This is a genomic window from Novosphingobium guangzhouense (assembly GCF_002896965.1).
GTDB classification, from domain to species: Bacteria; Pseudomonadota; Alphaproteobacteria; order Sphingomonadales; family Sphingomonadaceae; genus Novosphingobium; species Novosphingobium guangzhouense.
Genome location: NZ_LYMM01000095.1, coordinates 1 through 22964 on the forward strand (window position 1 = coordinate 1; position 22964 = coordinate 22964).

The 22964-nt window shown below is 65.4% G+C and carries 19 protein-coding genes; 10 read left to right on the forward strand and 9 right to left on the reverse strand.

Translation table 11 applies throughout. The annotated features are described in order from the left end of the window. The coding region (locus A8V01_RS25880) for a TrbI/VirB10 family protein (protein WP_245892838.1) at window positions 1-815 on the forward strand (815 nt) is incomplete at its 5' end. 6 nt (window positions 816-821) lie between these two features. Continuing rightward, entirely contained in the window at window positions 822-1856 is a 1035-nt protein-coding gene (gene virB11, locus A8V01_RS25885; RefSeq protein WP_103099118.1) for a P-type DNA transfer ATPase VirB11, read from the forward strand. Between the two features lie 33 nt (window positions 1857-1889). Here the strand turns inward: virB11 and A8V01_RS25890 are convergent, their stop codons facing one another. Next, entirely contained in the window at window positions 1890-3398 is a 1509-nt protein-coding gene (locus tag A8V01_RS25890; protein ID WP_103099119.1) for a Ppx/GppA family phosphatase, read from the reverse strand. A gap of 103 nt (window positions 3399-3501) precedes the next feature. Further along, a complete protein-coding gene (locus tag A8V01_RS25895; RefSeq protein WP_425437365.1) occupies window positions 3502-5685 on the reverse strand; it encodes an RNA degradosome polyphosphate kinase in 2184 nt (727 codons plus the stop codon). Between the two features lie 124 nt (window positions 5686-5809). Here A8V01_RS25895 and A8V01_RS25900 point away from each other — a divergent pair, with 124 nt between their 5' ends. The 3 genes from A8V01_RS25900 to A8V01_RS25910 all read left to right on the forward strand — a co-directional run bounded on the left by A8V01_RS25900 (window position 5810) and on the right by A8V01_RS25910 (window position 12663). Continuing rightward, on the forward strand, window positions 5810-9178 hold the full coding sequence (locus A8V01_RS25900; protein ID WP_103099120.1) for a transglutaminase family protein: 3369 nt from the start codon (window positions 5810-5812) through the stop codon (window positions 9176-9178). 75 nt (window positions 9179-9253) lie between these two features. Further along, window positions 9254-11782, forward strand: coding sequence for a circularly permuted type 2 ATP-grasp protein (locus tag A8V01_RS25905; protein ID WP_103099121.1), 2529 nt, complete (start codon window positions 9254-9256; stop codon window positions 11780-11782). Then, complete coding sequence (locus A8V01_RS25910) at window positions 11782-12663, forward strand: transglutaminase family protein (RefSeq protein WP_103099122.1); 882 nt, start codon at window positions 11782-11784, stop codon at window positions 12661-12663. Before A8V01_RS25905 ends, A8V01_RS25910 begins: the two co-directional genes overlap by 1 nt. Before the next feature lie 106 nt (window positions 12664-12769). Here the strand turns inward: A8V01_RS25910 and A8V01_RS25915 are convergent, their stop codons facing one another. The 5 genes from A8V01_RS25915 to ccmA all read right to left on the reverse strand — a co-directional run bounded on the left by A8V01_RS25915 (window position 12770) and on the right by ccmA (window position 16823). Beyond that, complete coding sequence (locus tag A8V01_RS25915; RefSeq protein WP_103099123.1) at window positions 12770-13216, reverse strand: hypothetical protein; 447 nt, start codon at window positions 13214-13216, stop codon at window positions 12770-12772. Window positions 13217-13668: 452 nt separating this feature from the next. Further along, entirely contained in the window at window positions 13669-14289 is a 621-nt protein-coding gene (locus A8V01_RS25920) for a carboxymuconolactone decarboxylase family protein (RefSeq protein WP_103099124.1), read from the reverse strand. Between the two features lie 14 nt (window positions 14290-14303). Continuing rightward, window positions 14304-15443 (reverse strand): sulfotransferase family protein, encoded by a 1140-nt coding sequence (locus A8V01_RS25925; protein WP_103099125.1) that lies wholly within the window; start codon window positions 15441-15443, stop codon window positions 14304-14306. 112 nt (window positions 15444-15555) lie between these two features. After that, window positions 15556-16200: a heme exporter protein CcmB gene (locus A8V01_RS25930; protein WP_245892839.1), complete on the reverse strand. Its 645-nt coding sequence runs from the start codon at window positions 16198-16200 to the stop codon at window positions 15556-15558. A gap of 8 nt (window positions 16201-16208) precedes the next feature. Beyond that, entirely contained in the window at window positions 16209-16823 is a 615-nt protein-coding gene (gene ccmA / locus A8V01_RS25935) for a heme ABC exporter ATP-binding protein CcmA (RefSeq protein WP_103099127.1), read from the reverse strand. Window positions 16824-16870: 47 nt separating this feature from the next. On the opposite strand from ccmA, the gene A8V01_RS25940 reads away from it, so the two are divergent. Continuing rightward, window positions 16871-17185 carry a 4a-hydroxytetrahydrobiopterin dehydratase gene (locus tag A8V01_RS25940; RefSeq protein WP_103099128.1) on the forward strand — a complete coding sequence of 105 codons (315 nt, stop codon included), beginning with the start codon at window positions 16871-16873 and terminating at the stop codon, window positions 17183-17185. A gap of 238 nt (window positions 17186-17423) precedes the next feature. Here the strand turns inward: A8V01_RS25940 and A8V01_RS25945 are convergent, their stop codons facing one another. Together A8V01_RS25945 and A8V01_RS25950 are read right to left on the reverse strand one after the other, a co-directional pair. Next, window positions 17424-18749 carry a hypothetical protein gene (locus A8V01_RS25945; protein ID WP_211295208.1) on the reverse strand — a complete coding sequence of 442 codons (1326 nt, stop codon included), beginning with the start codon at window positions 18747-18749 and terminating at the stop codon, window positions 17424-17426. Between the two features lie 728 nt (window positions 18750-19477). Continuing rightward, window positions 19478-20095, reverse strand: coding sequence for a DNA-3-methyladenine glycosylase family protein (locus tag A8V01_RS25950; RefSeq protein ID WP_103099130.1), 618 nt, complete (start codon window positions 20093-20095; stop codon window positions 19478-19480). Window positions 20096-20203: 108 nt separating this feature from the next. On the opposite strand from A8V01_RS25950, the gene A8V01_RS25955 reads away from it, so the two are divergent. The 4 genes from A8V01_RS25955 to A8V01_RS25970 all read left to right on the forward strand — a co-directional run bounded on the left by A8V01_RS25955 (window position 20204) and on the right by A8V01_RS25970 (window position 22765). Next, window positions 20204-20521: a 2Fe-2S iron-sulfur cluster-binding protein gene (locus A8V01_RS25955; RefSeq protein ID WP_103099131.1), complete on the forward strand. Its 318-nt coding sequence runs from the start codon at window positions 20204-20206 to the stop codon at window positions 20519-20521. Window positions 20522-20583: 62 nt separating this feature from the next. After that, window positions 20584-21609 (forward strand): cysteine synthase A, encoded by a 1026-nt coding sequence (locus A8V01_RS25960; protein WP_103099132.1) that lies wholly within the window; start codon window positions 20584-20586, stop codon window positions 21607-21609. A gap of 39 nt (window positions 21610-21648) precedes the next feature. Then, window positions 21649-22020 carry a hypothetical protein gene (locus A8V01_RS25965; protein ID WP_103099133.1) on the forward strand — a complete coding sequence of 124 codons (372 nt, stop codon included), beginning with the start codon at window positions 21649-21651 and terminating at the stop codon, window positions 22018-22020. After that, window positions 21992-22765 carry a DUF4350 domain-containing protein gene (locus A8V01_RS25970; protein ID WP_103099134.1) on the forward strand — a complete coding sequence of 258 codons (774 nt, stop codon included), beginning with the start codon at window positions 21992-21994 and terminating at the stop codon, window positions 22763-22765. The genes A8V01_RS25965 and A8V01_RS25970 overlap by 29 nt, the downstream gene beginning before the upstream one ends. Window positions 22766-22964 lie beyond the last annotated feature (199 nt).

Sequence of the window (22964 nt, forward strand, 5' to 3'; positions counted from 1 at the left end):
TCGCCGCGCCTGCAGCAGTGGCTCCGGCCGCGCCTGCTCCGGCACCTGCGCCACTTCCCGCCCCCGCGCCGGCCCCCGTGCTTGCTGCTGCTCCCGGAGCGGCAACCGCGCCGCAGAACCGCCTTGCCAGCCCGACGGTCGTGTTCGATGTCGGCACCGGCGCGGCCGTGCCCGTCGCGGGCGTGGCGGCAGAAGCGGCGAAGGCCGGCGGCGGCAACGCCAATGACGATTTCGCCGCGCGCATCGGCGGCCCCGGCTCCACCGCGTCGGCTGCCCGTTCGTTCGACCCGGCCACCACCGTCACGCAGGGCACGCTGATCCCGGCGGTGCTGGAAACCGCCATCGACACCGACGTGCCCGGTTACGTGCGCGCCATCGTTTCCACCGATGTGCGCAGCTTCGATGGCAAGCGCGTGCTTGTCCCGCGTTCGTCCCGCCTGATCGGCCAGTACAAGAGCGGGCTGACGGCAGGCCAGAAGCGCGCCTACGTGATCTGGAGCCGCCTGATCCGCCCGGACGGCGTTTCGGTGAACCTGGGGTCGCCCGCGATCGCCTTCGGCGGTGAGACGGGCCTTCCCGGCAAGGTCAACACGCACTTCTTCGAGCGTTTCGGTTCCGCCATGCTGCTTTCGGTGGTCGGCGGGCTGACCACGCTGGCGTCCAGCGGGTCCAACGTGGTCATCGGCGGCGGCAGTTCGGCGGCATCGGCCGCGGTGCAGAGCGGCGCCAGCATTGGCCCGACGATCCGTGTGCGCCAGGGTGAACCGATCCGCGTGTTCACCGCCAAGGATCTGGACTTCAGCGCGGTCCAGTGACGCACCATGGCCGAAGTGTTCTCCCTGCAGCCCGCCCTGGGGCAAGCCCCCATGTCTGATGCGCCCGTTCATGCGGAACCGCGCAGCGTCTATCTGGATGCCTACCTTGCCCCGCTGCGCCCGTGGCTGGACAAGGAGACGGTGACCGAAATTCTCGTCAACCGTCCCGGAGAGATCTGGGTGGAAGACGCGGCGCTTTCCGGCATGCAGCGTATCGAACTGCCGCAGATGGACAACCGCCTGCTGCAGCGGCTGGCCGAGCAGGTCGCGCGGATCAGCCATCAGGGCATCAACCGCGAACATCCGCTGCTCTCCGCAACGCTGCCTGCATACGGCGGGCATTCCGGTGCCCGTATCCAGCTGGTGGGCCCGCCCGCGACGCGCGCCAACTGGGCGCTGGCGATCCGTCGTCACCGGCTGCTGGAACTGCCGCTTGACGCCTACGATCGCGGCCCGATCCCGCCGCATGTCGAGGAACCTGCGCCCGATGCCATGCTGGAGCCTATCGCTTTCCTGCGCGATGCCATCCGGCGGCGGCGCACGATCCTGATTTCAGGCGGCACGTCCACCGGCAAGACCACGTTCCTGAACGCGATGCTTTCGGAAATCCCGCCGCATGAACGCGTGGTGCTGGTGGAGGATACCGCCGAACTGCGCCTGCCCGGCGCCAACGGCGTTGGCCTGATCGCGGTAAAGGGTGAACTGGGCGAGGCGAAAGTTTCGGCCAACGATCTGCTGCAGGCCGCGCTGCGCCTGCGCCCCGATCGCATCGTGCTGGGCGAGCTGCGCGGCACCGAGACGGTCAGCTTCCTGCGGGCCATCAACACCGGCCATCCGGGCTCGTTCTCGACCGTGCACGCCAACACCCCGCGCGGCGCGCTGGAGCAGATTGCGCTGATGTCCATGCAGACCGGCATCGGCCTGACCCGTGCAGAGACGCTGGAATATGCCGCATCCGTGATCGACATCGTGGTGCAGCTTGACCGCAGCGGCGGCAAGCGCGGCATTTCCGCCATCGCAGAGAGCCGCACGCTGGTGTGACAATGGCGTGGGGTGTGGGCTGCCCCCGCCGCCTTACGCCTCGATCGCGGCGCCTGTTGCATCCTGTACGCGGCATCCCAGCCCCAGCCAGTCGGCCAGCGCCCTGAGATCCTTGCCGTTGCCGGCGCCGTAAAGCGGGCGCACGGCGTCCTGCACGGTCAACACCAGCATATCGCCTTCGACTGCCAGCGAAGTGGCTGCAAGGCCGCCCGCCACCCCGCCTGTCAGGCGGCGGCACAGGCGCACGGCAAGGCCCCAGCCGATGGCGCGGCGCAAGTCTTCGGCGCTGGCCAGCTTGGTGAACTGCGGGGGCACTTGGGTTTCGCCTGAGTTGGCGAAGACGGTCATCGCCATCATCCCGCGTCCGCGCATGTCGAGGCCGATCCAGCGCTTGCGCAGCGCCCACGTCAGCGCTTCTTCGGTGCGCATGTTCGGTTCGGTGCGCATCGCGGCAAGGGCCAGCAGGCTGGCCGCCTTGCGCAAGTCTGCATCGGCGCTGGCCTGCGAACAGGCAGGCGCGGTCCAGTTGGCAATGCGCACGGCGTCGTCCGCGTTGACGCGGGCGGTCTGCGCGAAATCGGCGACGCTGGCCAGCATCGGGCTTTCGTTCCGGATGCTTTCGGGAAGCTGCATGTGGAGCAGCCCTTCGCGCAGACCCCATGAAGAGAAGATCAGGCGCGAGGGGTGCAACTGCCCCACTATCTGCGCCATCAGCGCCGCAGCATCGGGCAGGGTGGCAAGACGCGATGCGGAAATGCGCGGGTCGGGGTCGTCCAGCTTACCCTTCGCGAAGATGCGGGCCAGGTGCATCGCCTCTGACGGGGCAAGTTCGAAGCCGTGGGGATCGTCCACGGGCCAGTTCAGCACCCGCATGGCCTGAAGTGCCAGCGCGCGCCAGGAACCGCCCACGATGTAAAGCGGCATGCCCCGTCCGCCGTGATGGCTGCCGATGCCCCAGCCGCGTGCGGCAAGGCCATCGCGCACGGCGGCGGCGAACTTCTGCTGGCCGCCTGCGCGCAAGTCCGGCAGGCGCAGGGTGCCGAAGGGCAAGGTGATACCGCCGGGCGCGATGCCTCCGGGGGCGGCCGCGTCGATCTCAACCAGTTCAAGGCTGCCGCCGCCAAGGTCTGCCGCGATGCCGCGGGCGCCGGGGAAGGCGGCGATCACGCCGGTGGCGCTGGCGCGCGCTTCCTCTTCGCCCGAAAGCAGGCGCGGGGAAAGGCCGAAGCCGCGCACGGCGTCAAGGAATTCAGGCCCGTTGGAGGCATCGCGCGCGGCGGCAGTGGCGACGCATTCGATGTCATCGACCCCCAGCAGCCGCAGCAGCGTGGCGAAGCGGGACAACGCCCCAAGGGCCGATCGCATCGATTTCTCGCCGATTGCGCCGGTACGACCGAGATCCTTGCCCAGCCGGGCATTGACCTTTTCGTTGAGCACGACGACCGGCGCGCGCGGCGGCCCGTTGTAGACGACGAGGCGCACCGTGTTCGACCCGATGTCGATGATGGCGCGCCGGGCGCTGGATTGGCTGATGCCGATCATTACGATCAATACTTACCACAAGGCGTCATGTTCCTACGCCCTAGAGCATTTTCCAGTCAGGTGGAAACACCTGACGGCTCGGAAAATGGGTAAAACGATAAGGTCAGATGTTCCCGCGCCGCAGCGAGAGCTTGGGCACCTTGCGTCCGCTGTCCAGCGCCGCGCCCCGCCCGGAGAGCGACGGGTTGGTCATGAAATAGCGGTGAAGATTGAAGGGGTTGTCCACATCTCCGACGCGGTCGTAAGTGCCGTCAGGCGCCAGATCCCACGACTGTTCGGAATCCAGCAGGTTCGCCAGCATGACCTGGTCGAGCACCTGATCGTGCACCGTCTTGTTGCGGATCGGCAGCAGCACTTCGACGCGGCGGTCGAGGTTGCGGCTCATCCCGTCGGCCGAAGTGATGAACAGGCGGGCGCGGCGATTGGGCAGGTAGGCGCCGTTGGCGAAGGCCCAGATGCGTGCGTGCTCAAGGAAGCGGCCGATCACCGATTTGACGGCGATGTTCTCGGACAGTCCCGGCACGCCCGGACGCAGGCAGCAGATGCCGCGCACGACAAGATCGATGTCCACGCCCGCGCGGCTGGCGGCATAGAGGCGGTCGATCAGGTCCGGGTCGGTCAGCGAATTGAGCTTGGCCCAGATCGCGGCGGGCTTTCCGGCCTCGGCGTTGGCGATTTCGGCGTCGATGCACTCGTTAAGGGTGGAGCGCAGCGAGATCGGCGATATCGAGAGCATGTCCAGGCTCTTGGGCTCGACATAGCCGGTGATGAAGTTGAACAGGCGCACCACGTCGCGTCCCGCCGCCGGTTCGGCAGTGAAGTACGACAGGTCGGTATAGATGCGCGCGGTGATCGGGTGGTAGTTGCCCGTGCCGAAGTGGCAGTAGGTGCGGTACGAACCGTTTTCGCGGCGGACCACGGCCGATACCTTGGCGTGGGTTTTCCAGTCGACGAAGCCGTAGATCACCTGGACGCCCGCGCGTTCCAGCTGGCTGGCCCAGAGCAGGTTCTGTTCCTCGTCGAAGCGGGCTTTCAGTTCGACCACGGCGGTCACCGACTTGCCCTGTTCGGCTGCCTGTATCAGCGCCGAGATGATCGCCGACTGCTTGCCCGCGCGGTAGAGCGTCTGCTTGATCGCCACCACATCGGGGTCGATCGCGGCTTGCCGCAGGAAGTCGATGACGACTTCGAAGCTTTCGTAAGGATGCTGGACGACGATGTCCTTTTCGCGGATCGCCGCGAAGATATCGCCGTCATGCTCAAGGATGCGTTCGGGGTAGCGCGGGGTATAGGGCTCGAACTTCAGTTCGGGCCGGTCCTCGTCACAGATCGCGGACAGGCCGGAAAAACCGATGATGCCGTCGGTCTTCATGATCAGCGCCTTGTCCAGCCCCAGCTGGGTGCGCAGGATTTCCTCTGCCGCCGGGTCGAACCTGCCCTGCAGCTGCAGCACGATGACAAGGCCGCGGCGGCGGCGCTGGATCGCGGTGCGGAAGTAGCGGACAAGGTCTTCGGCGTCTTCCTCGATCTCGATGTCGCTGTCGCGCAGGATGCGGAACACGCCATGGCCGTTGAAGCGGAAACCGGGGAACAGTTCCGCCGTGTTGCGGCAGATCAGATCCTCGATCGAGATCCACGCCGCCTCATCGCCCGGAATGCGCACGAAGCGTGGCAGCGGCGCGGGGATCAGCACCATCTCCATCACCGGCGCCTCGTCTGCTTCCCGTGTGAGCGAGAACAGCACGCCGATGCCCTGGTTGGCGACGAAGGGGAACGGGTGCGCCGGGTCGATCGCCTGGGGGGTGATCACCGGCATGACCTGTTCGATGAAGTATTCGCGCAGCCACTTTTCGCGCTCGCGGTCGAGCTTGTCGTCTTCGCCGACCACCGTGATGCCGGCATCGGCCAGCTGGGTCTTGAGCGCGGTCCAGGTATCCTGCTGGATCTGCTCCAGCTCCATCACCTTTTCGTGGGTCAGCGCGATCGCCTGCGACGGGGTGAGGCCGTCCATCGAGATTTCCTCGATCTGGCGGCGCACCTGCGCGTGGAAGCCGGCGACGCGCACCATCAGGAATTCGTCGATGTTGTTGCCCGAGATGGACAGGAAGCGCAGCCGTTCCAGCAGCGGGTAGTTCGGGTTGCAGGCTTCGGCGAGGACGCGTTCGTTGAAGGCGAGCCAGCTCAGTTCGCGGTTGAAATAGCGCGAGGGGAGGGTGGCGAGGTCTTCGGTTTCCCCGGTCGCCTGCGTGCCGCTTTCCGCGGTGTCGGTGGTGCTCAGCATGTCCATGGTATTCACAGGAAGGCCCTTTCGCATGGCACGATGACACAAGTGCGACGGTGGTGGGAGCGAATTAAAGCCGCCGTTGAACAATCGTTGCAGCGCAGCATTGAATCGCGCACACTCCGCCTTGATGATCAAGGCAGCCCTGCACCATCTCACCCGCTACCGCTATTCGCGGCGCATCCGTCTCGGCCCTCAGGTTATCCGGCTTCGTCCGGCCCCGCACAGTCGGACCGAGGTGCCCAACTATTCGCTGAAGATCAGCCCGCCCGAGCATTTCCTGAACTGGCAGCAGGATCCGCACGGCAACTGGCTGGCGCGCGTGGTGTTCCCCGATCCGGTCGATCATTTCGCGATCGAGGTGGACCTGCTGGCCGAAATGGCGGTGATCAACCCCTTCGATTTCTTCGTCGAACCCGATGCGGAGGAGTATCCCTTCACGTACTCGGCGGCGATGAAGGCTGACCTTTCGGCTTACTTCGAGGTGGAGGAGCAGGGCCCGCTGTTCGATGCGCTGGTGGCCGAACATGCGGACTACGAAGGCCGCACGGTCGATTTCCTCGTCGACATCAACAGCCGCCTGCAGCAGCGCATCAACTACGTGATCCGCATGGAGCAGGGCGTGATGACGCCCGAAGAGACGCTGGAGGCCGGGATCGGATCGTGCCGCGATTCGGCCTGGCTGCTGGTCCAGTTGCTGCGACGGCTGGGCTTTGCGGCGCGGTTCGTGTCGGGCTATTCGATCCAGCTGGTTGCTGACGTCATGCCCAAGGAAGGGCCGGTGGGCGTTCTGGAAGACGTTACCGACCTTCACGCATGGGCCGAAGCCTATGTGCCGGGCGCAGGCTGGATCGCGCTGGACGCCACTTCGGGCATGTTCGCGGGCGAAGGGCACATCCCGCTTTGCGCAGCGCCGCATTATCGGTCTGCCACTCCGATCGAAGGCATGGCCGAGCCTGCCGAAGTCGATTTCGACTTCAGGATGAACGTCAGCCGCATCGCAGAGGCGGTGCGCATCACCAAGCCCTTCACCGACGAGCGGTGGGACGGCCTGCTCAGGCTGGGCGACAAGGTGGACGCGGACCTGCAGGCCTGGGGGGTCAACCTGACGATGGGCGGCGAGCCGACCTTCATCGCCGCCACCGATTTCGAAGCGCCCGAATGGAACAGCGCCGCCGTAGGTCCGACCAAGGCGGCCTATGCCGACCAGCTGATCCGGCTGCTGCGTACCAAGTTCGCGCCGGGGTCGCTGCTCCATCACGGGCAGGGCAAGTGGTATCCCGGAGAGACGCTGCCGCGCTGGGGCTATTCGATCTACTGGCGCAAGGACGGCGTGCCGATCTGGCATGACGACAGCCTGATCGCCGGGGAAAAGCCGCTGGCCAGGGGCGGAGATCCCGATCCGGTGCCCAGCATCGACGTGCTGGCGGCCGCCAATCTGCTGGCGGCGGCAGCGCAGGGGCTGGGGCTTGATCGCGGCTACGTCCAGCCGGTGTTCGAAGATCGCGGCGTCTGGATGCTGCGCGAAGACGAACTGCCGGTGAACACCACACCGATGGACCCGGCGATCGAGGACGAGGAACTGGCCCGCCGCTTTCGCCGCACTTACCGGCGCGGGGTGGATCAGCCGGTCGGCGTGGTCCTGCCGGTGCAGCGCTGGAACAGCAGGGATGCCTCCGCGCCGCGCTGGAAAAGTGAATACTGGCGCGTGCGCAAGGGCGTGCTGACGGCGGTTCCGGGCGATTCCGCGCTGGGTTACCGTCTGCCGCTGGGCTCGCTGCCGCATGTCGCGCCATCGGACTATCCCTATATCCACCCGCGTGACACGGCGGAGGAACGCCAGCCCCTTGCCGATTTCCGCAGGCAGGCGATCGAGCGCGGCAGCCAGTCGCACGAGATCGCGGCATCGCAGCGTTTCGAAACCGTACCCGAACCGCGCAGTTTCGCCGAGGCCATCGTCGAACAGGACATCATCGAGGGCGCGGTGCGCACCGCCGTCACGGTGGAGCCGCGCGGTGATTATCTGGCCGTGTTCATTCCCCCGACCGAGCGGCTGGAGGACTACCTCGAACTCGTTTCCGCGATCGAGGCGGTGGCAGAGGCGCAGAAGCTGCCGGTGCGGATCGAAGGTTACGCTCCGCCGCCCGACCCGCGCCTGACGGTGCTCAAGGTCACGCCCGATCCCGGTGTGATAGAGGTCAACATCCACCCCTCCGCCAGCTGGCGCGAAACGGTGGAGATCACCGAGACGCTGTACGACTGCGCGCGCGAAATCGGGCTGACCGCGGACAAGTTCATGGTCGATGGCCGCTCCATCGGCACCGGCGGTGGCAATCATATCGTGCTGGGCGGGCCGACCCTGCTCGACAGCCCGTTCATCCGCCGCCCGGACCTGCTGAAAAGCTTCGTGACGTACTGGCAGCGGCATCCTTCGCTCAGCTATCTGTTCTCGGGCCTGTTCATCGGCCCGACCAGTCAGGCCCCCCGCATCGACGAGGCGCGGCACGATGCGCTTTACGAACTGGAGATCGCGCTGGCGCAGGTGCCCGGCCCGCACATGCAGCAGCCCGCGCCGTGGGTGGTCGATCGCCTGTTCCGCAACCTTCTGGTGGACGTGACGGGCAACACGCACCGCACCGAAATCTGCATCGACAAGCTGTTCAGCCCCGACGGTCCCACGGGACGCCTCGGCCTCGTCGAGTTCCGGGGCTTCGAGATGCCGCCGGAAGGGCGCATGTCCTGCGCCCAGCAGCTGCTCCTGCGCGCGCTGACGGCGTGGTTCTGGCGCGAGCCGGTGGAAGGCCCGCTGGTGCGCTGGGGCACGCAGCTGCATGACAAGTTCATGCTGGGCCACTTCGTCTGGGCCGATTTCCTTGACGTGCTGGATGACCTGCGCCGCGCCGGGTACGATTTCGATCCCAGCTGGTTCGAGGCGCAGCGCATGTTCCGCTTCCCCGTCCACGGCGAGGTAGAGGGCGGGGGCGTCAGCCTTGAGATCAGCCATGCGCTGGAACCGTGGAACGTGCTGGGCGAAACCGGCGCGATCGGCGGCACGGTGCGATACGTGGACAGTTCCACCGAACGTCTGCAGGTGAGGGCGACGGGTCTGGTCGAGGGTCGCCACGTTATCACCTGCAACGGTCGCCGCGTGCCGCTGACCAGGGTAGGATACGGAGAGGGCGTCGGCGGGGTGCGCTACAAGGCGTGGTGGCCCGCCGAATGCCTGCACCCGATGCTGCCGCCCCATGCGCCGCTGACGTTCGACATCTACGACTTGTGGAACGGCCGCTCGCTGGGGGGCTGCGTCTATCAGGTCGCGCATCCGGGCGGGCGCAACTACGATACTGTCCCCGTCAACGACTACGAGGCGGAGGCGCGGCGCAAGGCGCGGTTCCAGGATCACGGCCATTCGCCCGGCCCGCTGCCGGTGCCGCCGGAGGAACTGCCGAGTGAATTTCCCTACACTCTCGACCTCAGGCGGCCCTCGCGGTTAATGTAGCGCCATGTTCCAGGGGTGTAGCGCGCATGGACCGTTCGTTGGCCCGGACCTGATCCGGGGGCGCGGAGCCATGCCGTGGTGACCCGGCCGGAATCCGGCGCCGGTGCCGCATCGGACCTGACCCCGGCGGCCAGCTGGCTGGACAGTTACGCCGCCTCCGCGTCGCGCGGGGATCTGTTCGGCGATGCCAGCCGCCCGGTGGCGCAAGTGTGGCGCAAGGTGGCCGCAGGCCTCTCTGCCGCTACGGACGGAGACCCTTCGGCCCTGCAGGACGCCACCGCGCGCCACGCCGCCGACCTTGGCCTTGCCTTCCGCCTGACCGGCGATGAGGACGAACGTTCCTGGCCGCTCAACGCCATGCCGCTGATCGTCGGCGCGCAGGAATGGGCGCAGGTCGAACGTGGCCTGATCCAGCGCGCGCAGCTGATGGAGGCCATTTCCGCAGACATCTACGGCAAACAGAAGCTGGTCGCGGACGGCCATCTTCCCGCCGCCGTGGTTGCCGGAAGCCCGTTCTTCGCCCGGCGCATGATCGGGCGCACGCCGGACGATGCCGGAGGGGCGGGGGGGCGCTTCATCCACGTCTACGCGGCAGACCTCGCGCGCGGCCCGCGCGGACAGTGGCGGGTGCTGCAGGACCGGGTGCGGGTGGCGGGCGGCATCGGCTATGCGCTGGAGAACCGCCTGGCGATGTCGCGCGCCATCGGCAACCTGCTGGCCGACGCCCATGCGCGCCGCCTGTCGGAATTCTTCGCCCGCATGGTAGAGGGCATGACTGCCGCCTGCCGCCGCGAAAATCCGCGCATCGCGCTGATGACGCCGGGCCGCTTCAACCAGACGTATGCCGAACAGGCACACCTTGCCCGCTACCTTGGCCTGCCGCTGGTCGAAGGCCGCGACCTGACCGTGCTGGACGACAAGCTCTACGTGGGCACCATCGCCGGACCGAAGCGGGTGGACGCGCTGTGGCGCTGGATCGATACAACCGCGCTCGATCCGCTGTCGTTCGATGCCAAGTCGCAGCTGGGCGTCGCCGGGCTGTTCGATGCCTGGACCGGCGGCGGGGTCGAGATGATGAACTGGCCGGGGGTCGAAGTGCTCGAATCCGCCGCCTTCGCCGCCTTCCTGCCGCGCCTGTGCCGCACCCTGCTGGGCGAGGCGCCGATCCTGCCCAACGTGGCGACGTGGTGGTGCGGCCAGTCGGTCGAAAGTTCCACCGTCGCCGCGCGGCTGGACGATCTGGCGCTGCTGCCCGCGTTCGGTCAGCCGGTAGAGGGGCTGGAAAGCCGCAATCCGGTGGCCGGCTCCGCGCTGGACGGAAAGGCGCGCGTGGCGCTGATCGATGCCTTGTGGCGGCGGCCCATGGACTATTGCGGGCAGGAGATCGTCCACCTTTCCACCACGCCCGCGATCATCGACGGGCAGATCGTGCCCCGGCCCTTCACCGTGCGCGCATTCGTGGCGCGCACTGCGGACGGCGGGTGGACGGTGATGCCCGGCGGCTTCGCACGCCTGTCGTCCAGCACCGCGCTGCCGACCTCGCTGATGGGCGACGGGGACTTGTCCGCCGACTTGTGGGTGGTGGACGACAAGCCCGCCGCCGCCCACCTCGGCAGCCGGGTGGCGGGAGAGCCGCCGATATCGCGCGGCGGCGGCATCCTTGCCAGCCAGGCGGCGGACAACCTGTTCTGGTTCGGCCGCTATAACGAGCGGGCCGAGGCGATGGTGCGGGTGGTCCGCGCGATCCTGGCCAACCCCGCCGACAGCGACGGCAACGTCGATGCCGAAGGGGCCGCGCTGCCGCGCCTGGCCGGGCTGCTGGTGGAAGGCGGGGCGATAGAGGCGGAAACGGCGCGCCTGCCGGTTGCCGCGATCTGCGCCCGTGCGCTGACGGAAACGCGGCTGCCCGGCGGCGTCGCCATGCTGATGCGCCGCCGCCAGCAGGTGGGCATGGCCCTGCGCGAACGCTTCGCGCGCGATTTCTGGCGGATCGTCAGCCGCCCGATGCCTTCCATCAATGTCGATCGTCCGCAGTCCATGCTGGCCAGCGCGCGCTGGCTGACGGAACATTTCAGCGCGCTTTCGGGCCTGATTTCGGAAAACATGGTGCGTTCGGCCGCATGGCGGTTTCTTGAGATCGGGCAGCGGCTGGAACGCGCGCAGGTGATCTGCCGCACCGCGCGCAGCCTGACCGGGGGTGACGAAGAGGGAGCGGACGTTACCTCGCTCAGCCTGCTGCTGGACTTGTGCGACAGCCAGATCATCTATCGCAGCCGCTACCTTACCGGTCCCGCGCTAAACCCCGTGCGCGATCTCGTGCTGCTGGACCCGGACAATCCGCGCGCACTGGTCTATCAGGTGGCGCAGATCGTGGCGCACCTTTGCGCGCTGCCGTCATCGCGCGATGACAATATCCCCGAACCGCCCCTGCGCGCTGCCCGCGCCCTGCTGGGAGAGCTTCAGGCCGCGCTTGCGCCCGACATGACGCCCGCGCGGCTGGCGGCGATGGAAGCGCAGCTGCTGGCGCTGTCGGACGCGGTTTCGCTGCGCTACTTCCTGCAACTGGACAACGAGGACGCCGAAAGGCGCACGACGCTGCTGTGATGCGCTATTCGGTCAGCCACATAACCACACTGAAATATGCGCAGCCGGTGAACATGGCGCAGTTCAACGTGCGCCTGAAACCTGCGGCGTGGAACGGGCAACTGGTCAGCGACTACAAGCTGACGCTCGATCCCGCGCCTGCGCAAGTGGTCGAAGGGCAGGGCGGCTACCACGTCAACGAGGCGCGCTTCGCACTGCGCGAGGCGACGTCGCAAGTGCAGATCGAAAGCCGCTTTACGGTGGAGGTAGAGCCGCTGCCGTTCTTCGTGGAAGATGCTGCGGGGCCGGGTCTTGCCGACTTGCGCGAACGGGCGATGAAGAAGCCGGACCTGTCTGACCTTGCGCCCGCATCGTACATCTTCGCCTCGCCCATCGCGCAGGAGCATCGCGAGATCGCCGGCTGGGCGGGAGCGCTGCTGAACGAGGCGATGCCGGTGATGGAGGCGGGACGGGCGCTGATGTCGGCCATCCATTCCGAATTCACTTACGATGCCAAGGCCACGGTGGCCGATACCCCCCCGATCGATGCGTTCAACCGGCGGCACGGGGTTTGCCAGGATTTCAGCCACGTCATGATCATTGCCGCGCGGGCGCACGGCATTCCGGCGGCTTATGTCAGCGGTTACCTGCGCACCCTGCCGCCGCCGGGGCAGGAACGGCTGGTCGGCGCCGATGCCATGCACGCCTGGGTCAACTTGTGGTGCGGCGAGGAACTGGGCTGGGTCGGCTTCGATCCCACCAACGACAAGCTGGCCGATACCGACCACATCTTTCTTGGCATGGGGCGCGATTATTCCGACGTGGCCCCGCTGGACGGGCGCTTTCGCGGCGCGGGGGCGCAGCAGATGTTCTTTTCGGTGGACGTTTCGCCGCAGGATTGAGCCGCAAGGGCGCGATGCTTCGCGCAGGAGAGAAGCCGGGCCGCGTCAGCGCCTATCTAGCGCGACCCGACTCCACTCCTGCGCGAAAAGGGCCAGTAGCTGCAGGTTAGTGGCTGCGGCCTGGATTGGTGACGGGCTCTCCCGGAAATATGCCCGCGATGGCCAGCGCGGCGCCGATCTTCGACAGCGTTTCCAGCATGTCGCCCACGCTTTCTTCCGCCACCACCAGGTCCAGCGTCTCGCGGGTCGCGGCCGGGCCACGGTCGCGCAGGGAGGTGATGAGTTCGAGGATGACCGCCTCGTGCTCGGAAACGTGGCTGCAGCCCATGGGGCAGAATGCCAGCGTATCCAGTGCATCGCGGTTGAGCAGCACCATCGCGCGGTGAAAGGGCTGCAAGCCTCCGATCATCCGCCAGCGGGCGAAAGCCGGGGCCAGAAGCTGTGCCGGGCAGCGCTTGTGACCAATCGCGGTGACCCACGCACGCATGGACCAGACGAGGAACCGGCACCCTTCGTCGAGGCTGCTGAGAGGGCGGTCGACGTACTTGTACATGGCGGGTCTCCTTTTAGGGCTTGCACATGCGAATGATTATCATTAGCTACTGTTACGCGGCTTGCTCCTCTCGTCAAGCCTGCACCAAGCCCGGAGAAACGCTTGTCATGGGGCGTTTCTCCCATCCTGTGACCTTGGCCGGGGCGGCTCCTTGCCTTGCCCGCCCCGGCCGTCTTTTCCCGCGGTCACGGATCTGGAATATTTCCTTGTATCGCAGATAGATGGCGGGAAAATCCGGGATTTTCCGGCGCTCTGCGGCAGAATGCAGGGCCGCAGGTCGGAATGGTCCGGCGCGTCAATGGCCGAAACATTCCACCTGTCATGCGCAGCTTGTGCCGCGCTTATCCACAGGACAGCCCACAGCACAGGCGACGGCACGCGCCGCGAATCGAGAGCCGGATCGTGCGCGACGAATCGGGCCGAATCGCTCGCTGCGAATCGGCCCGTTCCTGTCAGCGATAGTCGAAGCCGCCCTTGGGCTGGATCTTGAGCGAATTCTGCTGCAGCGCGGTCATCAGGTAGGAGCCGACAAGCAGCGGAAATTCCAGCATCTGCTTCTCATCCCAGCTTTGCGCCAGCGTGTTCCAGGTTTCATCGCTCATGCAGTGGTCGGCCAGCAGTTCTTCCACCCCGCGCAGGATCGCGGCTTCGTGCGCGGTCCAGCCGGCGGCGGATGACCCATCGAACACCCGCTCGATCTCTTCGGGCGTGATGCCGAAGGCCTTGCCGATATCCACATGCTCGCTCCATTCGAACGGCGCGCGGGCCAGCAGCGCCAGCCGCAGGATCGCCAGTTCGCGCTCACGCGGGGGGATCACGCCTTTCGCCAGTTCGATGCCCAGCACCATCTGCCCCTTGAACATGCCCGGATGGCGCAGCGTGATCAGGCTGACATCGGGGAAGGGGCGGCTTTCGGGGATGGAGAAGGCGGCGCGGATGACCCGGACCTGCTCCATGCCTTCGGGGCTGACGTCCTCCAGCGCAAGCGGCGCATAGCGCGGGCCGCCCGCCACGGTCTGTGCCATGCGCGCGTCGGCATCGAAGTCGTTCCTTGCGGTGATCGGTTCGGGCATTCCGGTTCCTCTTTTCAGGCGGCGCCCTCAATCGGGGGGCGGCCCATGTGGTTCAGGTATTCGGCAAAGCGTGCACGCACCGCCGCAGGTTCGAGAGCGAAGCGGGCGGGGTCGGGCTTGGCCATGCGTTCGGTGGCGGCGTTGCCTTCCCACCACTGCGCCATCGCCTGTTCGAAGGCTGGCGACACGTCTTCTCCCAGCCAGCCGTAGAGGCGGCGCACCTGACCCAGCGGGTCGGCCTGCATCGCGCGAAAGTCGATGTCGAAGAAGCGGTGGTCGTTGCCGGCCTTGCGAAAGGCGATCGCCCGCGTCATCGCTTCGGACCAGCACTGCACGTTCAGTTCGCCGATATAGGCATGGTCGACGTGGTCCGAGAACTTGCCGATGATATCCGCATAGACGGTGGCGACGGACAGCATCACCTCGGTCGGATCGCGGTGCGTCATCACGAAGCGGGCATCGGGATAGGCGGCGTCCAGCGCGTTGAGGTAAAGCATGTGCGTGGGCGCCTTGAGCCGCCACGGCCGGGCGCGCTCACCCCATTGCAGCAGCCGCAATACGCGCTTGTGGTACTGGTAGGTGCCGTGAAGGTCCGCCTCCAGCAGCCACTGCGAATAGCTGGGCACTTGCGCGAAGGCCTGGAAGATCTGGCTGCGGAAATCGAGCGCCATGAGATCCTGGCACTCCATCGCCCCGTCGATCCCGCTGGGCGTGCGACTGCCACCCTTGAGCCGCTCGTCCGCCGCGCTGGCAGAGGCGCCGCGCCGCGGGTCGGGCCCCTTCACCGTGGAGGGCGGCGGACAGGGCTGGGAGCTTTCCCATACCCGCAGATACCGCACGTCCGGATCGCTGGAGAGCAGGTAGGACAGCGCCGAAGAGCCGGTGCGCGGCAGGCTGACCCCGAACAGCGGGGCGCGGATTTCCTCGTCCCCGATTTCCGGGTGGCGGCGATACCAGTCTTCCACCATCAGGCGCTGGCGCAAGTGCAGCACGATACGGTCGCGCAGGGCATGTTCGCCCGTGGCATTGAGCCGGGCCTCCGTGCCCAGCGCCAGCACCAGCCGTTCCAGTCCTTCGCGAAAGCCGTCGTCCCCGAAATCGGCAAGGCCGGTCGCGGCCTGTGCGACGGCCATCAGGTCTGCGGCTGGTTCCATGGCGCTCTCCCCCGTCCGGTCGTTGCCGGTTTGCGGGGCGCACTATGCGCGGCGGCGGGAAGAGCGCCAAACGCCGCAGCGATGTTGGAAGCACGCGCCCGCGCGCGCAGACTTATCCCCGCGAAGCGCGCACCGCTGCGCCGCCCGCGAAGGGCGCGATGGCGATCAGTACGAGGCTGGCGGCGGCGGTAAGCGCCAGTCCGCTTTCCCCGCCGGTGCCAAGGCTTCCGGCGCCGAAGATGAGCACGGGCACCGCCATCGGGATCACCAGAAGTCCCGCCAGCGCCGCGCCGCCGCGCAGGCCCGACGTCAGCGCCGCCACCGTCACCCCCAGCGCGGCAAGGCCCGGAGTGCCCGCCAGCAGGCCGATTTCCACCACCCGCACGGTCTGCCCGTCCAGCCCCAGCAGAGCGGCGGCGGGCAGGGCGGCCAGCATCAGCGGCGGCCCGAAGCTGATCCAGTGGGCCAGCACCCGCACCGCGATCACCAGTTCTTCGGATATGCCGCGCAAGGCCCACTGGTCGAACAGGCCCTGTTCGATATCGGGCTCCACCAGACGGTCGAGCGGCAGGATCGCGGCCAGCAGCGCGGCCACCCAGATCACCCCGCCGCCGGTTTTGGCCAGTAGCGGCGCATCGGGGCCGACCGCGAAGGGATAGAGCATCGCCACCGACAGGAAGAACAGCACCGGCAGCAAAGCGCCGCCGCCCCGGCCACCCAGCAGCAGGCGGGCCAGATCGCGGCGCAGCAGGGTCATCAACCGGCTCATGCGGCGTACCGTGAAAGTTCGAGCGTGCGCAGGTTCGGCATGCGAAACGCCTGATGCGATGCGACCAGAGCGATGCCGCCTGCCGCGCAGTGTTCTGCGGTCAGCGTCTCGGCCAGTTCCACCGCCTGCCCGTCGAGCCCGTTGAGCGGCTCGTCCAGCAGCCAGATCGCGGCTTTCTGGCTCAGCAGGCGCGCAAAGGCGGCGCGCTTCTTCTGGCCGGTTGACAAGTAACGCACCGGCACGTCGAGCAGCCCGGAAAGGCCCAGCCGTTCAAGCTGCGCGGCGGTATCGGCGGCTCCACCCTCCAGCGCCGGGCAGTCCAGCGCCTGCCAGAAGGCCAGCGCCCGGCCCAGCGGCAATGCCGGGTCCAGCGCGGGTTTCTCGTCCAGCAGGCCGATGGTCCCTTGTACGGTGCAGCCCCCTTCGAACGCGGGGGCTAGCCCGGCGACGATGCGCAGCAGGCTGGATTTGCCGATGCCGTTGGTGCCTGCCACCTGCAGCGCTTCTGTGCCGTGCAGCGTGAAGGAGAGCCCGGCGAACAGCACCCTGTCGCCCCTGCGGCACGCGAGGTCGGTTGCGGTGACGCTGTAAGTGCCTGATGCCCCTTGCATGGGGCGGAGCCTTAGGGGAAACGCTGGCTACTGCCAAGGAGAGCGACATGACCGAGCAAACGGCCCAGAACAACCGACCCGCCCGCCTTACCGACGCCGCGCGCGACGCGCTGCTGGCCGAACTGCCCCGCTGGACCCTGCGCGCAGACGGCCTTGCCATCGAGACGGAACTGAAATTCGCCGATTTCAACGCCGCCTTCGGCTTCATGACCCGCGTGGCGCTCTATGCCGACAAGGCCGACCATCACCCCGAATGGTTCAACGTCTACAACACCGTGCGCCTGACCCTCACCACCCACGACGCCAAAGGCCTGAGCGAACGCGACGCCGCCATGGCGCGGTTCATCGAGGGGGTGGTTTGAGGGGCGGGTTGGCGCCCTTTGCGGGCGCTCACGTGCTGGATTTGAATTCCTGAAAGCTGCCATTCTGATCGCACCCTTCACACGGGTGGCGTAGCAGGTTCAATCCCCGCCGCGCCCATCACTTTTCTAGATTTATTTCAGTCAGTTAGAAAAGTGGTTCGACCTTCAGGCGGGAAAGACCGGCTCCCAAGAAAGGACCGGCAAAGGACGCCCTAACGGCGCCCTTCCCCCTTTTTCCTCATGAGATAATCGCGTCAAAGCGCTGCCGCAGTAAGGCAAATTCGCGATAAACCGATTCCTTGTCGCTTTTCCGCGACTCCACCAAAGCCTTCAAATCTTCGTCATCAAGCGCGATGACGTAGCCTCGATCATCTAATGCCGTGTCTCGGCAACGCTGCTCAAATTTGGCTTTGTTCCTGAAACGACGGCAGACGAGAATGCCCACGTTTCCGCGACTGCGCCCGAATCGGCCTGAAAGTTGATCGAGTTCAGGGTTAGCCACTTCGTTGCCGTAGTTTTTGCATTCAACGAAAACTTGGGGGGCCATATAGTGCTTTGCGACCCATTCGAAGAAACCTGCACCGCCCATGTTGGTGTATTTTATGTCGATCCGTTTTCGTCCGTCATGAATTTCATGCTGATAGATCGGGTGTGACAGGTCTGGATAGAACAATGCCGTCAGCAAAGCTTCGATGGCTTTCTCATACGCCTCTGCATTTTCAGCACCGGTGCCCAGAGATGTTACCGCCCCGAGCAGGGAATCCCAATCAATAGGCTTATCGCCTTCAACATTCCCTAAGTCTTCATGACTAAGAGGCAAGAAAGGCTTTTTCCCCATGTCCTTCTTATACTGATCTAAAACCTCTGGTCGTTTTAGAGTCTGCTCAATAACAGCTTTTTTATCGTTACCATATTTTTCAATCAGGTCCGATTTATGAACCTTCGGACCCTTCTTAAGCATTGTAACCAGCGCCGAACCCGCCTTTAGTTCTTCGCGCTGCATTTCCTCCAACATGTAGTGCCGATAAAAATACTGCATGTCATAGAGAGACGTGCGCCTGACTACAGACTTTGGCACAAGCAATAACTTACCAGTTTTAGCCATCGGGAGTTCGACAAAGTCCGTGATCCATTCGCCACGACCGGGATGCCACATCGGGCCTGACGGGACGCCCTTCGTCAGCGGAATGCCAAGCTGCCTTGCCTGCTCTTGGGTGTATTCAATCAGCGGCCCCCGAATGATATTCGTGGTAATGTCCGATACAATATCGACCGATACGCCGTGGATCAGCAGCACGGTATCTTCAAGGTCTTGGATAAGGCCGGATTTCGCCGCAGCACTCTGACTTAGCGCGGTCCAGACATCATGTGCAGACTCGCTGCCTAGCGCCCGGCCTCGCGATTGCCCCTGCGACATACCGAGATGGGTTTCATTAGGCTCGCGCAATTCTTGCAATAGCGCTTCGGCCTTTGCGTTTTGCCCATTCTTGATGTGCTGCAACACAGTTTGGAAAAAGTTCTGAATGAGGGAAACGCAGCCATCGCCCCAATCAGTTTGCATCAACGTTAGCGCGCGCGGACTGACAAATACGCGAGTGTCTCGCTCTACATCTACGTCTACGAAGTCCAATGTGGCCTGTGAACGCTTTAGCTTGAATATAGTCGAAACACGTTGATTACGCCGCGATGCCAATGCGACCTCCCCTGCTAGGCTAACTACACCTAAAGATGGGTATTTCTCCGCTGATTACCAGATTGAAACTGCGTAATTGTCGCGCCGTCCTTTGCCCGTCCTGCCCCGGCTTAGAGATAAGCAGACTACTACGCCCTATCTTTCTGTAACTACGGCATTAAGTCCGATGCCATTTGATCGAACCTTCACCTATGGCGGGGTGGGGAACTAGGTCAGCAGTTACATCGGCGTGGTTCAAATGTTGGCATGTATATCTCATCGAGATCAGTAACCCGACAGTCGCCTACCGGCCCAAATCGATCCCCCGCACACCGCCTTCCGGGCACCCATCCAAAGCCCGCTTTCCTACAGCCGCTTCGTCGCGTTACGTTCCGGAAATGCTCGCCACCGCAATCCCTGCTGTCTCGCCTGCCGTTCCGGGGCGGTTGTGCAAGGTGACACATTCCGGCGCCAAGGTGACACATCGCGCCTGCAAGGTGACACCTGCAAACCGCAAGGTGACACGCATTTGCGCCGTTTCCGGCCCCGAGGGGCGCAAGGTGACACGTTTTCCCTCTGGGCCGTGTAAACGGTGTAAACCTGTCACCTTGCGGGGCGGGTCAGAGCGCCGGGTTGTTGTAGCAGTGCCAGGTGAAGATGGCCGCCGCGCCGCGGTGGGGGCGCCAGTCTTCGGCCAGTTCGCGGGTGCGCTTTTCGCTCGGCCGTTCCTCCAGGCCCAGCAGCTTGCCAAGGCCGACCTGCACGGCAAGGTCGCCCGCCGGCCAGATATCGGGGCGGCCCTCTGCGAACAGCAGGTAGATCTCGGCCGACCAGCGGCCGATACCCTTGATCCGCACCAGCTGCGCGATAGCCTCCTCGTCGTCGGCGGGCAGGGCGTCAAGGTCGAGGCTGCCCGCCACCACCAGCTCGCACAGGGATCGCGCGTAGCCCTGCTTCTGGCGCGAAAGCCCGCAGCCGCGCAGCGCGTCGAACTCGGCGGCCAGCAGGGCCTCGGGGGCCATGGTTTCGCCCAGCAGCGTCTCCAGCCGGTTCCACACCGATGCCGCCGCCGCCACGCTCACCTGCTGGCCCACGATCGTGCGCAGCAAGGTGGCATAGCCGGTGGCGCGGATGCGCGGTTCGGGATAGCCTGCGCGTTCTATCGCACGGGCGATGGCCGGCTCTTTCCGGGCGATCGCGTCCAGGCCAAAGCGTAGTTCGTCTGCCGTCAAACCCATGATTTACGTTACCTTGCAAAAGAGGGTTGCAGCCTTTAGCAGCCTGCGGCAAGTGCGCATACAACGACAATTACGATACAGGGTGTATCACAAGGGGAATCGAGAGCCATGCCGCAGATCATCGTCGTCAATCATGCTGGTGAAGAAAAGACCGTGGATGCGCCCGAAGGCCGCACCCTGATGGAAGTGATCCGCGACGACGGCTTCGACGAATTGCTGGCGCTGTGCGGCGGTTGCTGTTCGTGTGCCACCTGCCATGTCTTCATCGACCCCGCCTACGCAGACAAGCTGCCCGCGATGAGCGAAGACGAGAACGACCTGCTCGACAGTTCGGATCACCGCAACGAAACCTCGCGCCTGTCGTGCCAGGTTCCGGTGACTGCGGACCTCGAAGGGCTCAAGGTCACGATCGCGCCTGAAGATTGATTTGCACAGCCGATGGCGCAAATCATTTGCGCCATCGGCCTGGGCTTCCTAACTGTCGCGCCATGACCGCGACATTGGCCAACGCCCCGCAGCCCCGTGCCTCCACGCTCGATCTGATCGGCAATACTCCGCTCGTGCTTCTCGAAGGGCCTAGCGAGGCTGCCGGGTGCGAGATCTGGGGCAAGTGCGAATTCGCCAACCCCGGCGCCTCGGTGAAGGACCGCGCGGCGCTGTGGATCGTGCGCGACGCCGAGGAAAAGGGCCTTCTGCAGCCCGGCGGCACGATCGTGGAAGGCACGGCGGGCAATACCGGCATCGGTCTTGCGCTGGTTGCCAATGCTCTGGGCTACAAGACCGTGATCGTCATGCCCGAAACGCAATCGCGCGAAAAGATGGACACCTTGCGCGCGCTTGGGGCCGAACTGGTGCTGGTTCCGGCCGCGCCGTTCTCAAACCCGGGCCACTTCGTCCACACCTCGCGCCGTCTGGCGGAGGAAACCGAAGGTGCGATCTGGGCCAACCAGTTCGACAATATCGCCAACCGCAAGGCGCACATCGAATCGACCGCCCCGGAAATCTGGGAGCAGATGGGCGGGCGCGTTGACGGCTTTACTTGCGCTGCGGGCACCGGTGGCACGATCGCGGGCACCGGCATGGGCCTCAAGGCTTTCGACGAAAACATCGTCGTCGCCCTGACCGACCCGCACGGCGCGGCGCTCTACAACTACTACGCCAACGGCGAACTGAAGGCAGAGGGCAGTTCGGTGGCCGAAGGCATCGGGCAAGGTCGCATCACCGCGAACCTCGAAGGCGCGCCGATCGACACGCAGTTCCGCATTTCCGACGAAGACGGCCTCGAATGGGTGCGCCGTCTGCTGAGCGAGGAAGGGCTGTGCCTGGGGCTGTCATCGGGCATCAACGTGGCGGGCGCAGTGGCGCTTGGTCGCAAGCTGGTGGAGGAAGGGCGCGAAGATCCGCGCGTCGCCACGATCCTGTGCGACACCGGGTTCCGCTACTTGTCCTCGCTCTACAATGCGGAATGGCTGGCGGCGAAGAACCTGCCGGTCTTCCCTTGGCTTGAAAGGTGATGTAAACCTGTCACACACGGCAGGAAATCGTCCGCCTATATGATTGAGTCGCACTCCATTCTCGAACCATTGAAGACCGCCCAGCATTTCGTGCCGCCCTCGGCGCGCGAACTGCGTTCGCAGGCGGTGTACCGCTTGCAGATCGGCTTGTTCGGCCTTTGCGCGATGCTGCTGATCGTTGGCCTCGCCAACGTGATCCGTGACCGTATCCGGCTGAACGATTCGGTCGATCCGATCCAGGAGGTGGTCGCCGTGGACGCCAAGCCGACGAAAACGGCAAGCGATCCGCTGGCCGACATCGGCGTGGTGCCTGCTGCCGATCCCAGTCCCACTCCGACGCCCAGCGCGTCCGCATCGCCTGTGCCGGGCACGGAGATGACCGGTGACCCTTCGGCGCAAACGGCGCCCTGATCTTGCCTTACTGCTGAGCCTGCTGCTCGCCGCGTGCGGGCAGGGAAGTGCAGGCGCGCCACCGGAAGGTGAGGTCATCGGCCTCTATTCCAGCCTGCCGATCGCCTGGAAGGAGGCCGCCGATATTCGGGGCCTCCTGGCTGATGAGGGCGCGCCGCACTGGGCGATGGATGCGCTGCAGCAAAGGGGGCGTGTCGTCCCGCTCGATACTCTGGCGGATGCGCATGGCGCGCTTCCCCTTCCGAAGCGTGCCATGCTGGTGCTCGCCCAGCCGCGGCCGCTGACGGCGCAGGAAAACGTCGCGCTTGATGCCTGGGTGCGTGCCGGCGGCAGGGTGCTGCTGTTCGCGGACCCGATGCTGACGAGCCATAGCCTCTTTTCCCCCGGCGATCCGCGCAGGCCGCAGGACATTGTGATGCTTTCGCCCATTCTCGGGCGGTGGGGGCTGGAACTGCAATTCGATGATGCGCAAGGGGCTGGCGAGCGGCTGGAAGACGGCATCCCGGTGAACCTGCCGGGTCATTTCGCTTCTTTGGGGAATTCCGGGGACGCTTCGGGGAAAGCCGGGGATGTAGTGGCGCAGTGCCGAATCGAGGCTTCGGGGCTATTGGCGCGATGCCGTTCGGGCAAAGGGCTGATTCTGGCCGTTGCGGATGCTGCATTGCTCGAAAATCCTCAGAATACTGCCGATATTGGCGCGCGGCGCGCGATTCTCGGGGATCTGCTCGGTCAGTTGCCCAAGTAGCTGCAGGACACATGGTCCGGGGAAATCCGGGTGGAAGCCGGGGATGGCGCGGGATTATCTCCGGATGCCGATAATATCGCTGATTCATAACGATATTACAGGGATTTTCGCAGCTTCACGGCTGTGGGCGCTCGGCGCGGTTCACCGCAAATCCCGCATTTCGGCGCATAAATGCCCATGCATCCCCATATTTCCCTTT

Bases quoted from the DNA above. Each gene is read 5' to 3' on its own strand.
- virB11 (WP_103099118.1), top strand. From the start codon at position 822: ATGGCCGAAGTGTTCTCCCTGCAGCCCGCCCTGGGGCAAGCCCCCATG.
- A8V01_RS25890 (WP_103099119.1), bottom strand. From the start codon at position 3,398: ATGATCGGCATCAGCCAATCCAGCGCCCGGCGCGCCATCATCGACATC.
- A8V01_RS25895 (WP_425437365.1), bottom strand. From the start codon at position 5,685: ATGGACATGCTGAGCACCACCGACACCGCGGAAAGCGGCACGCAGGCG.
- A8V01_RS25900 (WP_103099120.1), top strand. From the start codon at position 5,810: ATGATCAAGGCAGCCCTGCACCATCTCACCCGCTACCGCTATTCGCGG.
- A8V01_RS25910 (WP_103099122.1), top strand. From the start codon at position 11,782: ATGCGCTATTCGGTCAGCCACATAACCACACTGAAATATGCGCAGCCG.
- A8V01_RS25915 (WP_103099123.1), bottom strand. From the start codon at position 13,216: ATGTACAAGTACGTCGACCGCCCTCTCAGCAGCCTCGACGAAGGGTGC.
- A8V01_RS25920 (WP_103099124.1), bottom strand. From the start codon at position 14,289: ATGCCCGAACCGATCACCGCAAGGAACGACTTCGATGCCGACGCGCGC.
- A8V01_RS25925 (WP_103099125.1), bottom strand. From the start codon at position 15,443: ATGGAACCAGCCGCAGACCTGATGGCCGTCGCACAGGCCGCGACCGGC.
- A8V01_RS25930 (WP_245892839.1), bottom strand. From the start codon at position 16,200: ATGACCCTGCTGCGCCGCGATCTGGCCCGCCTGCTGCTGGGTGGCCGG.
- ccmA (WP_103099127.1), bottom strand. From the start codon at position 16,823: ATGCAAGGGGCATCAGGCACTTACAGCGTCACCGCAACCGACCTCGCG.
- A8V01_RS25940 (WP_103099128.1), top strand. From the start codon at position 16,871: ATGACCGAGCAAACGGCCCAGAACAACCGACCCGCCCGCCTTACCGAC.
- A8V01_RS25950 (WP_103099130.1), bottom strand. From the start codon at position 20,095: ATGGGTTTGACGGCAGACGAACTACGCTTTGGCCTGGACGCGATCGCC.
- A8V01_RS25955 (WP_103099131.1), top strand. From the start codon at position 20,204: ATGCCGCAGATCATCGTCGTCAATCATGCTGGTGAAGAAAAGACCGTG.
- A8V01_RS25960 (WP_103099132.1), top strand. From the start codon at position 20,584: ATGACCGCGACATTGGCCAACGCCCCGCAGCCCCGTGCCTCCACGCTC.
- A8V01_RS25965 (WP_103099133.1), top strand. From the start codon at position 21,649: ATGATTGAGTCGCACTCCATTCTCGAACCATTGAAGACCGCCCAGCAT.